The 13546-nt window shown below is 67.7% G+C and carries 14 protein-coding genes; 5 read left to right on the top strand and 9 right to left on the bottom strand.

What is annotated here, in order from left to right; genetic code table 11:
* Window positions 1–553 precede the first annotated feature (553 nt).
* Together Q4A22_RS08770 and Q4A22_RS08765 are read left to right on the top strand one after the other, a co-directional pair.
* A complete protein-coding gene (locus Q4A22_RS08770) occupies window positions 554–880 on the top strand; it encodes an alcohol dehydrogenase catalytic domain-containing protein (protein WP_303178652.1) in 327 nt (108 codons plus the stop codon).
* Window positions 881–889: 9 nt separating this feature from the next.
* The gene (locus Q4A22_RS08765; RefSeq protein WP_303178649.1) at window positions 890–1555 is read left to right on the top strand and encodes a zinc-binding dehydrogenase; all 666 of its coding nucleotides are present in this window, start codon (window positions 890–892) and stop codon (window positions 1553–1555) included.
* A gap of 30 nt (window positions 1556–1585) precedes the next feature.
* Here Q4A22_RS08765 and Q4A22_RS08760 read toward each other — a convergent pair whose 3' ends face one another.
* The 8 genes from Q4A22_RS08760 to Q4A22_RS08725 all read right to left on the bottom strand — a co-directional run bounded on the left by Q4A22_RS08760 (window position 1586) and on the right by Q4A22_RS08725 (window position 9096).
* On the bottom strand, window positions 1586–1978 hold the full coding sequence (locus Q4A22_RS08760) for a helix-turn-helix domain-containing protein (protein ID WP_303178646.1): 393 nt from the start codon (window positions 1976–1978) through the stop codon (window positions 1586–1588).
* Between the two features lie 221 nt (window positions 1979–2199).
* The gene (locus tag Q4A22_RS08755; RefSeq protein WP_303178643.1) at window positions 2200–3108 is read right to left on the bottom strand and encodes a GlxA family transcriptional regulator; all 909 of its coding nucleotides are present in this window, start codon (window positions 3106–3108) and stop codon (window positions 2200–2202) included.
* The gene (locus tag Q4A22_RS08750) at window positions 3105–3662 is read right to left on the bottom strand and encodes a cysteine hydrolase family protein (RefSeq protein WP_303178640.1); all 558 of its coding nucleotides are present in this window, start codon (window positions 3660–3662) and stop codon (window positions 3105–3107) included. Before Q4A22_RS08750 ends, Q4A22_RS08755 begins: the two co-directional genes overlap by 4 nt.
* A 294-nt stretch (window positions 3663–3956) precedes the next feature.
* A complete protein-coding gene (locus tag Q4A22_RS08745; protein WP_303178638.1) occupies window positions 3957–4934 on the bottom strand; it encodes an alpha/beta fold hydrolase in 978 nt (325 codons plus the stop codon).
* A gap of 148 nt (window positions 4935–5082) precedes the next feature.
* Complete coding sequence (locus Q4A22_RS08740) at window positions 5083–6420, bottom strand: threonine/serine exporter family protein (RefSeq protein ID WP_303178636.1); 1338 nt, start codon at window positions 6418–6420, stop codon at window positions 5083–5085.
* 134 nt (window positions 6421–6554) lie between these two features.
* Entirely contained in the window at window positions 6555–7424 is an 870-nt protein-coding gene (locus tag Q4A22_RS08735; protein ID WP_303178634.1) for a sugar phosphate isomerase/epimerase, read from the bottom strand.
* Window positions 7425–7429: 5 nt separating this feature from the next.
* On the bottom strand, window positions 7430–8260 hold the full coding sequence (locus Q4A22_RS08730) for an alpha/beta fold hydrolase (protein WP_303178631.1): 831 nt from the start codon (window positions 8258–8260) through the stop codon (window positions 7430–7432).
* Window positions 8257–9096, bottom strand: a complete 840-nt coding sequence (locus Q4A22_RS08725) for an SDR family oxidoreductase (RefSeq protein ID WP_303178629.1) — start codon at window positions 9094–9096, stop codon at window positions 8257–8259. The genes Q4A22_RS08730 and Q4A22_RS08725 overlap by 4 nt, the downstream gene beginning before the upstream one ends.
* Before the next feature lie 335 nt (window positions 9097–9431).
* Between Q4A22_RS08725 and Q4A22_RS08720 the strand changes: the two genes are divergently transcribed.
* Window positions 9432–10670 (top strand): AI-2E family transporter, encoded by a 1239-nt coding sequence (locus Q4A22_RS08720; RefSeq protein ID WP_303178627.1) that lies wholly within the window; start codon window positions 9432–9434, stop codon window positions 10668–10670.
* A gap of 175 nt (window positions 10671–10845) precedes the next feature.
* Here Q4A22_RS08720 and Q4A22_RS08715 read toward each other — a convergent pair whose 3' ends face one another.
* Window positions 10846–11382: a hypothetical protein gene (locus tag Q4A22_RS08715; RefSeq protein WP_303178625.1), complete on the bottom strand. Its 537-nt coding sequence runs from the start codon at window positions 11380–11382 to the stop codon at window positions 10846–10848.
* Window positions 11383–11840: 458 nt separating this feature from the next.
* On the opposite strand from Q4A22_RS08715, the gene Q4A22_RS08710 reads away from it, so the two are divergent.
* Complete coding sequence (locus tag Q4A22_RS08710) at window positions 11841–12560, top strand: DUF998 domain-containing protein (protein WP_303178623.1); 720 nt, start codon at window positions 11841–11843, stop codon at window positions 12558–12560.
* 35 nt (window positions 12561–12595) lie between these two features.
* Window positions 12596–13486, top strand: a complete 891-nt coding sequence (locus Q4A22_RS08705; RefSeq protein WP_303178621.1) for an alpha/beta fold hydrolase — start codon at window positions 12596–12598, stop codon at window positions 13484–13486.
* Window positions 13487–13546: the final 60 nt, after the last annotated feature.

The raw sequence follows: 13546 nt of genomic DNA, 5'->3' as shown, positions 1-13546 counted from the left end.
GAGCATTCGACTGTTAATCGAAGGGTTACTGGTTCGAGTCCAGTCGGGGGAGCAACCAAGCCGGGCCTGCCCTGCGGAAACGCAGGGCAGGCCCGGCTTTTTTGTCATGCAACCCGGCCGCCTCCTCTGAACGGTGGGGATTCGACGTCGCACCACGCGTGCGCCTGCCAGGCGCCCGAGGCGCATCCGGCCAGCTCGGCACTCGGGGGCGGCGGTGCATGATCTCTGGCTGCGAGGGTTCAACCAGTGCAGAGGCAACCCGTGCGGGTGTCCGGGTTCCTGTTGACGAGCGCGAATAATTCAGAAAACGGTGGGTAGCAGGACGAAAACCGCTGTTGCGGCGAGCAGCACGTAGTTCAGCACGCATCAAGCCCGGCATGCCCCTGTCACAGCGCAGGCGTTGCCAACGGCTACCTCATCACCTGGGGCGACCAGCAACCGCCGCTGCCGGTGTAGCTCGAACGAAGGCACGTGGCGCAAGCCGGGGAACGGTTACCTGAAGGTGCCCAAGCGTTCTTGAACGTGCCTACAGGGTGGACCTTACGGTGCCTACATGGCCACCACGATGCGCGCCATTGCCATGATCACGTCCCTACCTGCGACCGATCCCCACGCCCTCGTCCAGGTTGAACTGCCTGTGTCGACCCCGGGGCCACTCGACCTCCTTGTGCGAGTCAAAGCAGTATCAGTCAACCCCGTCGACGTGAAGATCCGGGCGGGTGCCGGCGACCAGGACACACCCAAGGTTCTCGGCTGGGACGCCGCAGGCGTCGTCGAACACGCCGGGGACGATGTCACGGGATTCACGGTCGGTGACGAGGTGTTCTATGCCGGCGACTTGACCCGCCCCGGCACCAACTCTGAGCTGCACGTCGTGTAGCACCGCCTCGTGGGCCACAAGCCCACTTACCTGTCGTTCGCGGAAGCCGCAGCTCTTCCTCTCACTGCGATCACCGCATGGGAAACCCTGTTCGACCACATGCACCTGAGCAGCGAGTCGACAGGAACGTTGCTCGTCATCGGTGGTGCCGGTGGTGTTGGTTCGCTCGTCATCCAGTTCGCGAAGCAGTTCACCAACCTCACGGTAATAGCCACGGCCGCGCGCCCGGAGTCTGCGGCGTGGTGTGAGCGTATGGGCGCGGACGCCGTCGTCGATCACGCCGAGCCTCTTGCGCCGCAGCTGCGAGAGCACGGTGATACGGATTATGTGTTCAGCGCCTACACGATCGGGCGCGAATCTGATATTTCGGAAGCGATGGCCCCCCACGGCCATCTCGTGCTCATAGACGACCCCGAGACGTTCAACATCGGCGCGTTCAAACCACGCTCCATCACGGTCACCCCTGAGTTCATGTTCACCCGCTCGATGTTCACCACAGCCGACATGAACGCCCAAGGCAGTGTGCTCGAGAAAGTCCGCGGCGCCGTCGAGGCCGGCGACATCGTTTCGACGCTCACAAGCGAACTCGACGGCATGATCCCGGAGGCGCTACTCGAAGCGCACCGTGTTGTCGAAACAGGGCACGTCACCGGAAAAATTGCCGTCACTTTCTAAACGCTCCCTGGTCCAGTCGGGGTCCGTGCATCAGACGGGGCCCGACTGGACCGCAGTCGGCACGCGCCGGTCGTAGCTCTGCTGGGCATTCACCACGCTGGCCTTGTGCTGCTCCGACCATGCCCGCAACCCCGCGAGAGGTTCAATGAGAGTGGCACCCAGATCGGTCAACTCGTACTGCACCGTCACCGGCGCCGTGTCGAACACCGTCCGCCTCACCAGTCCATCCCGCTCCAGCGTGCGCAGGTTCTGCGTCAGCATCTTCTGCGAGATGCCCTCGATCGAACGTCGCAACTCATTGAACCGTAGCGGCCCCTGCTCGAGGCGGCCGATAATCAACGCCGTCCACTTGTCCGCGACCCGGTCAAGAATTCCCCGGCACGGACAAGCCTTCGCATACACATCAGCCTCGGTAGTCACCATGAGATACCTATACCATTCTCCCGCGAGCTAGCTGCGGGTTAACCATGCGGCAGGATCGAAGGTGTCCTCACGGTGCCGGTGGGGCGTCTTCTACCGTCAAATCCACGAATAGCGTGGAGTGAGAGCGCAGCAAAGGTGGTGACGCGACCAACGAGCGCCCCGCAGTGACCGTTCTCCCACGACATCTGCGGGTGGGCGACTGGGCGCGATAACGCGTTCGGCTACCCGCGCCCTCGTAACGAGCGGGCGTCGGAGTAGCCCACGGCATGTGCCGCAGATTCCCAGGACCAGCCTTGTTCGTGCAGGCGGGTTGCATGTTCGAGCCGGACGGCGGAGGCGTAGGCCTGTGGGGTCAGACCTGTCGCGTGGACGAAATGACGCGCGAGGGTACGGCCGCTCACCCCGAATTGGCGCGCAAGTTCCGTGAGAACAGGCGGCTTGTGGGATGTGTCGTCGAGGATGTCCTGCGCCTGATGCGTGAGGTGATCCATGTGGTTGCGGTGGGTGAGCGTCACGGAACTCTGCGAGGCGTTGCCAGGGCGCCATGTCGGCACGACGAGGGCGCGAGCGATGCGAGCCGCCACCGCCGGCCCATGGTCGTGCGCAACGAGATGAAGGCACAGATCGATGCCGCTGGCGATGCCGGCTGACGTGTGCAGGCGCGGGCCGCACGTGAACAACACATCCTCGACGACGTCGACCTCGGCGTGGCGGCGGAGCGAGGCAACGAGATCATGATGCGTCGTGGCCGCCTGCCCGGTGAGGATCCCAGCCTGCGCGAGAGCCAGTGAGCCGGCACAGATGCTGGCGACGTGGCCACCGTCCTGCCAGTGCCGCGCAACGTGCTCCCTGAGCGCTGACGTCAGACCCTCGGGTTGGAGCTGGGTCTTCCACCCGGCCACGATGACGAGATCGCGACGTTTCAGCGCTGGCCATATCGTCGGGGCCATGAGTGCGAGACCTTGATGCGATAACGCAGGCGTGTCCGCTCCGACGAACATCACCTGGTAGGCGCGTGTCACGAGATCGTTCGCGGTGGAGAACACCTGAGCGGCCCCGGCCATGTCCATGAGATGTACTCGTTGCGGGAGCACGATCAAGACACGGCGGGGCCGCTTCTCAATAGTCATGGACGCCAGCTTGCCACGACCTCCGCAATCGTGGTGATCCGCGCAAATCGGCCCGAAAGCGCGGCTGCGGTTCGTGCGATCAGGTCATCGGCCGGGAGAACTCCGCTGCACTCTGTGAGAGGGAGGGGATGCGTCGCCGTCGCGTCGATGACGACCTCTACGGAATAGCCCATGTCGGACGCGAGGCGCGCCGTGGTTTCGACGCACTGCTCCGTTCGGATACCCACAATCCTCAGGTGATCGACTTTGCGCGACATGAGTTGTTGACCGAGATTCGTCGTCGTGAAGGCGTTGTGACTCGTCTTGAGCACGGTGATGTCTCCCTCGCGCCGCTTCAGCCCTGGCTGAAGTTCGATGAGGCCGTTGACAGGGTCGAATGGGCCATTGCTGCCCGGAGCGGTGTGGAGCACCCACGCAACGACGTGGTCAGCCTCTCGGGCAGCGTCGACCAATCGGGTGATCCGTTTGGTGATGTCCGGTGCGGAGATGTCAGCCCACGACGGCTGCTGACGGAAGGACTCTTGTACATCGATAACGATGAGTGCTGTGGTCATGCCCCCAGTCTTCGGCGCCCAACCACTTCCAGCCAGGGTCGGCGTGGACTCGATTCGGAACGATCAAGACATCTTCGCTAGCAGGCCGTTGCCAATGAAGTGAACGGCAAACGGGAAACTCTGTTGCTTGTCCCGTCCGCGTTCGGTGAACTCGCTCACACCCCTGCCGATGTGTAGCTCAAACGAAGGTTCTGCACCGTGGAGGTGGGCCCGTAGCTCAACCCACCGTTTGCGCACGGGGCACGGATGGTTCACGGATCCGGTGAGCTCGTTGCGGTCACATGCCTTCGAGGACTACTTGCTCTCGACGTGTCCTCGGGAGGTGGCGGAGTTGTCGAGTGCATCGACCGCTCGCTGCCAGGTGTCGTCTCCGGGATCGAGCTCCGAGCGCAGGTACGCCACGACCATGGCTCGGACCACGGCGACACGGTCACGGTCCTCGTCGGAGGTCTCAGCGGCATCGAAACCCGAGATGCCACCGAGCATGTGTTCCGCCCCCGCCATGATCAGGTGGGTCTTGGGGCCGGGGCTGTCGGTGAAAGCATCACTGCGCCACGAGGAGCGAGATGCGAAGAACGGGTGGGCGTCGTTCTCTCCCGTCACGATGAGGGCCGGTGGCGTCATGTGGGAGAAGTCAGTTCCCGTCAGGGCCGGGTAGATCTCGCGGACCTGGCCGTCGAGGTCTGAACCTCGGCCGGGCGCTGCCATGAGGACTCGCGCAGAGATGCGTTCCTCGGTCTCTCCCCAGACCGAGCCGCTGGTCGGGTCGACGTTCATCATGCCCGAGACGGCACCAATGGTGTTCCCGCCCGCAGAGTGGCCCACAGCGGCGATGCGTGCACAGTCGATCCGGCCCTGCAGGCCCGGGACTGCATCCTCGATCTCCCGGAGATGGTCCAGGACCCGAACGATGTCGTGGGCGCGTTCCCGCAGGTACAGGGGTGCGTCGGGGTCGGATGCCTCTCGCAGACCGAGATAGTTGGCGTCCAAGTGGTTGGGGCGGACCACCACGAAGCCGTGCGCGGCCCAGAAGTTGACGAGGGGGTCGTACCCGTACATCGACCCCACAAATCCCGACGGCCCGTGTCCGTGCGAGAAGATGATCACGGGGAGGTCGGTGCCCGCGACGGGGAAGGTCACCGCCACCTCGAGAGCCGTGCGGCGTTCGGGAACGTTCATAGTGATGGGGCGGACGGTGCAGACCGGGGTTGCCTCACCGACGGGGATTCCCCCGGAGTCGACGGACGGGTCGAAGGGCGATGTCTCACTCATGGGTGCTCCTTGAGGGGGCGACGGTTTTGCTCACCAAGGGTGCCCCCGAACGCCCACATCAGCAACATCGAGCGCGCAGTCACGTTCTGAACCACCGCGGCGGGCCGGCAAATCAATCCACCCTGTCAGCGCTCCTGGTCACCGCTGTTCACGGTCGTCCCTCGGCCCTCCTGGCCGCGGCCCGTTTGACGAAGGGTGTGCCCACGTAGGAGCCGAGGACGAGCCCGGCACCGATGCTCAGGGTGGACAGCAACGCCGTGGCGAGCTGCAGCCCGGCGTCGGGCGTCTGGCCCACCAGGTTGAGCAGCGAATCGGCCACTGCCAGGGACGGCAGGAGCGCGCCGCAGAACGCAGGGACGGCAAGGACGGTCGATGAGGTCTTCAGCGGATACGCCAGGATGGTGCAGATCGCTCCAAGAACCGCTGCGGAGACGAAGGTTGCGAACAGAGCGGTGAACCCCGCCGCTGTCAGCGCATGCTGGAGCGTTCCCGTGAGGGCGGCCAGAACCAGCGTGTAGGGAATCATTCGAGCGGCCACCCCCTGCCCGATCGTGTTCGCCGCCGCTGCCACGGTGGACGCGATGACGGCACCAACCGCGCCCAGGGGTACGAGTCGGATGGCGGAGGGGTCCACGTGCAGATGAAACCACGACTGCGTGATGACGAGACCGGCGGGCATCCCCAGCAGCACCCCGAGAACGGTGAGGACGATCGACAGGACGCGCGCGTTGGCGGGTTCGCGGAACCCGGTGATCGCGTCCTGCGCGCAGCTCACGATGAGGGGGTGCGGCAGCAGCAGGACGATGAGAGGTGCCACCATCGTGGCCGTCTGCGCTGCCGTCAGCCAGCCCAGTGACAGCACGACCGAACCGGCCATGATCCCCAGGCTGGACTGAGCCACCACCAGGAAGAACGACGGCGGCGACAGCCGCTCCAGCAGGTGGGCCACCGACGTCACGGCCAGGACGAGCGCGAACGCCCAGGGAGCGGCACGGAGGTCACCACCGGCGAGCAGGCAGAGCATGAAGCCCAGGACACCCGTGGCGAGCAGTCGCCAGCCCCACGACCACCGGGCACCTGAGCCCTCGACGTCGGCAAGGGTGGCTCTGGCGTCGTCGATTCCCATGCCGTGCCGCACGATGGCGTCCACGAGCTTGTAGATCCGGTCCACGACGGTGAGGTTGCTCGTGATCCCCCGGATGATGCGCATCTCGGTGACGGGCGCCTCCCCGTCAGGCATGTACTGCAGCCGCACCGCGTCAGCGGTGGTCTCCATCTCGAGGGGAGCGAGTTCCCACGTCGCGGTGACGGCGACGACGGCCACCTCCGCCTCCCGCGAGTTCGCACCGTTGCTGAGCATCACCTGAGCGAGGTCGAGTGCGAACGACATGACCTGCATCGCGGGGTACTGGTGCGCCCGCGGGGACGGGGTGAGGCCGGAGTAGATCGACCCGTGCAGCAGCGCCCGGATGTCACCCTTCTGCACCGGGGTGGTGGTCCGCTGTGCGCGGTCGATCTGCTGGAACGTGGTCGCCGTACTCGTGCCGTGCGCACCCCGGCCGGGTTCACCGCTCGGACGTGGTGACGACTGCCGAAAATGGCCCGTTCCCCGAGGTCTTCTCATGCGTGGGAGGGGGCACCTGGGGCGGCATCCCACGCGTCCTGGAGCGCCGTTCGGTTGCGCGTGATGAGGTCCTGGAGATCGGTGTCGTACAGCGAGTCGGGAACGTCCTGGGAGAAGATCTCCAGAACGCAGGGCCCCGTGTAGCCGGCATCGACCACGGCGTGCAGGAGCTCCCCGGTCGGGATGTCACCGGTGCCGATGCTCCGGCGGTCCATGCCCGAGCGGGGTGTGCGCCAGTCACTGACCTGCAGGATCGAGATGAGCTCAGGATGCGCCTTGAGCCCGTCGACGAGCCGCGGGTCCTGCCACAGGTTCCACGTGTCCACGCAGATGCCCAGATCGGGTGAGCCCACGCGCTCGATGAACTCCACGGCCTGCGCGTACGTCCAGATGCACGTCTCCTGGTTGAGGGAGATGGGGTTGAGCGGCTCGATCGCCAGGCGCACCCCGAGGTCGAGAGCCACGGGCATCACGGCGCGGTGGAACTGCACGGCGTCGTCCATCGCCGCGTGCATGTCACCGCCGAGAGCAGGGCCGGTGTTCGTGACGAACACCGCTCCGGGGGCCTCGGGGGCCAGACGTTCGATGCTCCGCCGATAGGCGGCGATGCGCTCGTCGAGCTTGCGAGGCTCCGGCTGCGAGACGCTCGGGGTGGCCGTGCGCACCGCAGGCTGGACCGAGCACACCGTCAGCCCGCTGTGGCGGAGGGCCTCGAGCTGTTCGTGCTCCCGGTCGTCGTCGAGCTTGGCCTCGCACAGTTCGAGGTGTTCGACGCCCGCGGCGGCGTAGTGCTCGAGGTCCTCCTCGAAGGTCCACGGCTGGGTGGTGAACTCGTTCATGGCGAACGGCAGGGGGAAAACGCTCATCGGGGTCAGCCTTTCGCGGTGAATGCGGTGACGGCCTGGAGGAACTTCTCCGGCTCGTCGAGGAAGAGGCCGTGGTGGCTGTGCTCGAAGTCGACGCGCGTCGCGTTGGGCAGGTGTTCCGCGACCCAGGCAGGTCCACGCCAGTCGAAGACGATGTTCTCCTTGGCGATGCACACCAGTGAGGGGGTGTCCAGGTGCGGGATGACGTCGCGCCAGTCGAGACGTGTGTGTGCCTCCATGACGGCGCCGCGCACCTCGGGGCGGCAGCGTGACATCTCGGCGAGGAAGAGCTCCCGCTCCTGCGCTGTGGGCTCACGGCGCATGATCGCACCGAGCTGCTGCTCGTCCTGGCCCGCGGGGTCGGCGTTCGTGGTCGCCTTGAGGGCGGCCAGAGCGGCGTCGTCCCAGCACTGTGAGTGGCACCACGGCCAGTCGAGGTCCATGTACTGGCGGGGAGTCTGGTCCACGTAGATCGCGCGGGAGACCCGTCCGGTGCCGAACATCTCGAGGTATCCCCAGATGATCGGGCAGCCCAGCGACCAGCCCAGCACCACGGCGTCGGTGAGGTCGAGGTGTTCCAGCAGATCGGCGAGGTCCTTGGACAGCCGCGACATGCGGTAGCCGTGATCGGGTGAGTCCGAGGAGCCGTGCCCGCGCAGGTCCAGCCGGACGACCCGGTGGGTGCGCGCCAGGCCGGGGGCGACGCCGTCGAAGAAGCGCCCGGAGAACGTCCAGCCGTGGATCATGACGAGCGGCCGACCGGAACCCTCGTCCGTGTACGAGAGACGTACCCCGTCCGTCGTGGTGAACTCGTGACGTGAGGGTGCGCTGCTCACAGGATCGGCTGCCCACCGGTGACGGCGACACGAGCGCCCGAGACGTAGCTGGCCTCGTCGCTGGCGAGCATGACGTAGACCGGGGCGAGCTCACCCGGCTGGCCGGCGCGGCCGATCGGGTACTCCGAGCCGAAGTTCTCGACCATGTCCGGCGCCATGGTCGCGGGAATGAGCGGGGTCCAGATGGGGCCGGGTGCCACGCTGTTGACCCGGATGCCCTTAGGGGCCAGCTCCTGCGACAGAGAGCCCACCATGTTCGCGATTCCAGCCTTGGTCGCGTTGTACGCCAGCAGCACGGGCGGCGGCGTGTCCGAGTTCACCGACGTGGAGCCGATGATGGCCGAACCGGCCTTCAGGTGGGGCACGGCGGCCTTCACGAGGTGGAAGAAGGCCGACAGGTTCGTGGCGATCGTGAAGTCCCACTCGTCGTCCGGGACGTCGAGAATGGACTGGCGAGCCATCTGGAAGGCAGCGTTCGACACGAGGACGTCGAGACCGCCGAGCTCGTCCACGGTGCGCGCCACCACGTCACGGCAGTGCTGCGGCTTGCTCAGGTCGCCGGGCAGCAGCACCACGCGACGCCCGGCCTCGCGGATGAGCTGTGCGGTGCTCTCTGCGTCCTCGTGCTCGTCGTAGTACGCGATGGCGACATCTGCGCCCTCACGGGCGTAGGCAATGGCCACCGCGCGGCCAATGCCGCTGTCGCCGCCGGTGACGAGTGCCCGTTTGCCTGCGAGACGTCCGTGACCCTCGTAGGACTTCTCGCCGTGGTCCGCGGGGGGATCGAGCTTCGTCAGGCTGCCGGGCCAGTTCTGCTGCTGCTGGGGGATGTCCACGGGAATCCTTTACATGTGATGGGTTTTTCCCAACTCTAGGCAGAGCGGGACGAGAGGTGAACCAGCTCGCCAGGAGAGACGAGTCACAGGGCGGGTCTGGGGCAGACGTCCAGTTCGGGGGAGGTGCCCCCGAGCCGCTGCGCTCGCGGTCTGGACGGCTCATGGTCGGGACGGTTTGCGGCCGGGGCGGCCCGATGGCGCGAACTGTGCCCCGGATCAGTGGTGCGGGTCCGCCCTCCCGGGTCTAGTGTGTGAGTGCGCGAGCGGGCCCGGCCAGAGGCACTGGATACTGCCCCGGCGCGCCCCTCCAGCCCTCCAGCTCAAGGACGTTCGTAATGACCGGTTCTGACTCCACCGCTTCCCCACAGTCCGCGGCCTCCGCGCACGGCGCCACTGCGACCCGGCGGAGCCCGGAACCGCGGTCCTCAGCGACGCAGGCCTCCCCGCCGCAGGCACTGGCCCCCGCTCCCACCCCGCGGCAGATGTGGCGTGACGCGTACGGCCGCTCCGCCATCCGGGCCCTGCAGACGCTGATCCTGGCGGTGGTGGTCGGGCTGGTCGTGTGGCTGGCCGTGACCCTGAAGATCGTGGTGCTGCCGCTGCTCCTGGCTCTCATCATCGCTTCGGCCATGCACCCGATCATCCGGTTCCTGCGCCACCGGGCCGGCTTCACCCGCGTCTGGTCGGCCATCACCGCCCTGCTGGCCATCCTGGTGGCGCTGGCCGCTCTGCTGTTCGGCATCGCGCTGACGGTGCGCAACGAGTGGTCCGACCTTGCAGAGAAGGCCCAGGAGGGCGTGAACCAGCTGGTGGACATCCTGACGGGCTGGGGCGTTCCGCTGGACAGCACCCACCTGAACGAGTACCTCTCGGGGGCCACCGAGTTCCTGAAGAACAGTGGCGCGGAATCCAGTGCGCTGTCCGGGGTCTCCGTGGCCACGGAAATCCTCGCCGGTGCGCTGCTGATGATCGTGATGCTCTTCTTCTTCCTGCTGGACGGGGACCGGATGGCCGCCTTCCTCGTGGGGTTCCTGCCGGAGCGGCTGAAAGAGCGGGCCACGGAGGCCGGGCGTGCCTCCGTGCACGTGCTGGGCAGGTACATCCGCGGCACCGTGATCATCGCCGTCTTCGCCGCGGTGTGCGACCTGATCACGATGCTCGTCATGCGGGTGCCGCTGGCCTTCCCCCTGGCGGCCCTGATCTTCCTGGGGGCCTTCATCCCGATCGTCGGCGCCCTGGTCACCGGGCTGGCGGCGGCACTGGTGGCGCTGGTGGCGGCCGGGCCGGCCGCCGCGGTGGTGCTGGTCGTCGTGGTGATCCTGGTGAACCAGATCGAGCACCACATCCTGCAGCCCAAGGTCATGGGCACCGCCCTGAGCCTGCACGGCGTGGTGATCATCTCGGCCCTGGCCATTGGCGCGCACGAGGGCGGGGTGGCCGGTGCGCTGCTGGCGGTCCCCCTCACGGCGGTGCTCTGGGCCAGCTTCAAGACCTTCCGGGACATGCGCGACACCGTCCCGCGCGCACTGCCCGCGGAGGACGACGACGAGGCGGCACCGGCCGTGCGGGCCTGAGCCCCAGATCCTGTCGGCGACTGGAACAGCTGTGGTTCCGGGAACCTCGGTCTGAACACGAAAGCTTGAGAGTGCCTGAGCTCTGGACACCGCGGCGCCGGCCCCGCGGGTTCAGTTCATGCCGGGACCCTGGCTAGTGGTGAGCGCGGTCCCTGCTTGCGGAACAGCACGTGCCTCACGGGCAGGTGCAGCCGGATCGGGTCTTGTAGGTCAGGGCCGAGATGTAGACCTGCTGCTGGTTCACATCAACCGTGGTGCCGGTGCCCGGACTGTTGTTGATGTACCGGAGGGTGATCGCGGACAGCGGACCGGGTGCCGAGAACTGCGCGAGTCCGGCGGCGCTCGTCAAGTTGTCGTAGTTTCCCCCGGAGCTGGTGCTGGTCGCCGCGGCGGTGGGATACGCAGAGCTGCCGCTGATCGTGAGGATGCCAGATGAGGCAGGAACGGTGGAGGGCGTGAATCCCGTGACCTCCACACTGTCCCGATACTTGTCGGCGGCGCTTCTGAACTGGGTGTCGATGTCGTTCACGGAGAGCCTGACGCAGTAGACCGGTTGCGGGAACGTGATGGTCACGGTCTGCCCCTGGGCATTGGCGCCAGACTGGTTCAGCACCAGGTAGGTCCCGTTCTTGACACCGTTGGTGATGGTGGCGGTGGAGAAGTTCGTCGAGCCGATGCGTGTTGACCCGTTGGCCGCGGCGGTCGCAGTCACACCGTTCGTCGCGGAGGCGGATGTCCTTCCACTCGAGCTCGCACTCCACTCCGCGGTGACGTCCTCGCAGCCGGGGGATGCGGCATACGCCGGTGCGGCTGCCGCGGCGACGATGACGGGCAGAGACCATGCCGCCCCCTTCGCGAGAGTGCGGCGCGGAAGAACGTTCGTCTCTGGCATAGTTCCGTCCCCAGAACAGTCGGCATTTTCTTGCGTCCCCATCGGATGCTACCGGCAGGGAGACCGCGCCCCTGGGCTGGCAGGCCATGAGGCAGAAGATTGCACACCGTGCTGGCCCTCCTGATTCCACGGTGATGTGCCGCGGGTTTTTCACGGGTGGGGATCAGTGCTTCTCCCGTTGCCGGAACCCCTGAATCCGGGCAGGCGGATGTCACGTACAGTGAAACGCCGTTGATGTCCCGACAGCCGTGACGACCCCAGGTGGGTGATCAGACCTCGTGACCCTGGCCTCACGCCGCCTCTGCACGGTGGCCGCGGTGATGTACTCCGCGTGGCTCGTGGCACCGCTGCTGGACCCCGGGCTGCACCCGTGGACCTCCTACGCCTCCGAGTTCCTCGTGCCGGACCGCCCGGCGGCGAGTCTGCTGCGCACCGCCGACGGGATCTGCGGCGTGCTCCTGGTGGTCATCGCGGTTCTCTCCTACGCCCGGGTCCGTATCCTGTGGCGCGGGCTGCCCGCCGGCCTCGGCGACGCCGCCTCTACAGTGCCCACGGACCGGCGCTCCCGCACCGCCGTCCGGGCGTGGTGCGCCGCGCTGGCGCTCGCCGGAACGGCCACGGTGGTGGACGCCGTCAATCCCATGACGTGCGCGCCCTCCATCTCCGCCGCCTGCGCCGCCGCCGAGGCCGCCGGAACCCTCCCGGTCCAGCACGCGGTGCACACCGTCTCCTCGTCATTGGCCGGAGCCGCCTTCGCGGTGGCCATGCTGGCCTCCCTCGTGCTGAGCTCGGCCGCGGACCGGCTCGTGCGCCTCACCAGCTGGGCGGGGATCGTGACGATCGTGCTGTCCGGGGCGGACGCGCTCCTCACCCGCATTCCCACGGAGGGGATAACCCAGCGCCTCTCCATGATCGCGATCGTCGTGTGGCTCGTTGCCGCGGCGGGAACACCCGTGGTGGACCGGCTGCGTCCCCGGCGCGGGCGGGCCGCGGCGTGAGCGCCCAGGGTCGTGCCGGACTGCAGGGGGGCGTGGTGACGGTCTCCGTGCTCGGGCGGCCCACGCGCCTGCTGGACGTGGGTTCCGGCCCGGTGCTGCTGTGCTCCTCGGGTGTGGCGTCCGTGGTGTGGGACTGGCTGCCGGTCGCCGCGCTGCTGCGGGACCGGTTCCGCGTGGTGGTCGTGGAGCGCCCCGGTTATGCACCAGGGGACCCGGTACCTGCGCACCTGCCGGACCTCGCCGAGGAGGCCGCCCGCCTCGTCGCCGTCCTGGAGGCGCGGGAAATCGCAGGCCCCGTCACGGCAGTGGGGCACTCGTTCGGTGCCGCGGTCGCGGAGGCCGCTGCCCGCCTGCACCCCGAGCGCGTCTGCTCCCTGGTGCTGCTGGACGGCTCCGTTCCCGAGGCGGAGGGCGTGGCCGCCGGGGACGACGCCGCCCGGGCCGCCCACCGCTTCCGCAGCCTCACGCGTCCGGCGGCGCTGTCCCGGCCCGTGGGGTGGGTGTGGCGGGTTGTCGCAGCGGCGGTGTTCACGGCACTGGTCCCCGCGCGGCGCACGGTCGTGGGCAGTGCAGATGACAGTGCTCGCGGGCGCACGCGGCAGCGGCACCCGGAGGCCCCGGCCTCCAGCACGCTGGCCGCGTCCCTGCGGGAGCTCGCGGGCTACCGCTCGTGCATGCGCGAGCTGGTGGCGCTGCGGAGCGCGGTGCCGCTCGCGCCGGAGCTGCCGGTGCTCGTAGTGGCCGCGAACGGTCGCCTGCCGCGCCGTCGTCCCTCCGCCTGGGTGCGCCACGTGCTGCGCCAGGCCCGCGCGCTGGACCGCGAGGCCCGCGTGACCACTCGGGTGGTCTCCGGCTCCGGGCACTTCGTGATGCTCGACCGTCCCGTCCGCACCGCGGAACTCGTCACCGAAGCCGCCGGACGCTGATTCCCCGCGGCCACCCGCCGCCCGCTGGGCCCGCGCCGCCCGGTGCGGCGCTCCCCGCAT

The organism is Kocuria sp., from assembly GCF_030530945.1.
Lineage (GTDB): Bacteria > Actinomycetota > Actinomycetes > Actinomycetales > Micrococcaceae > Kocuria.
Note: the sequence above shows the minus strand (reverse complement) of the source record. Positions and strands in the feature narration are given on the sequence as shown.

Coding starts and splice junctions, on each gene's coding strand:
- Q4A22_RS08770 (WP_303178652.1), top strand. CDS start 554: ATGGCCACCACGATGCGCGCCATTGCCATGATCACGTCCCTACCTGCG.
- Q4A22_RS08760 (WP_303178646.1), bottom strand. CDS start 1,978: ATGGTGACTACCGAGGCTGATGTGTATGCGAAGGCTTGTCCGTGCCGG.
- Q4A22_RS08755 (WP_303178643.1), bottom strand. CDS start 3,108: ATGACTATTGAGAAGCGGCCCCGCCGTGTCTTGATCGTGCTCCCGCAA.
- Q4A22_RS08750 (WP_303178640.1), bottom strand. CDS start 3,662: ATGACCACAGCACTCATCGTTATCGATGTACAAGAGTCCTTCCGTCAG.
- Q4A22_RS08745 (WP_303178638.1), bottom strand. CDS start 4,934: ATGAGTGAGACATCGCCCTTCGACCCGTCCGTCGACTCCGGGGGAATC.
- Q4A22_RS08735 (WP_303178634.1), bottom strand. CDS start 7,424: ATGAGCGTTTTCCCCCTGCCGTTCGCCATGAACGAGTTCACCACCCAG.
- Q4A22_RS08720 (WP_303178627.1), top strand. CDS start 9,432: ATGACCGGTTCTGACTCCACCGCTTCCCCACAGTCCGCGGCCTCCGCG.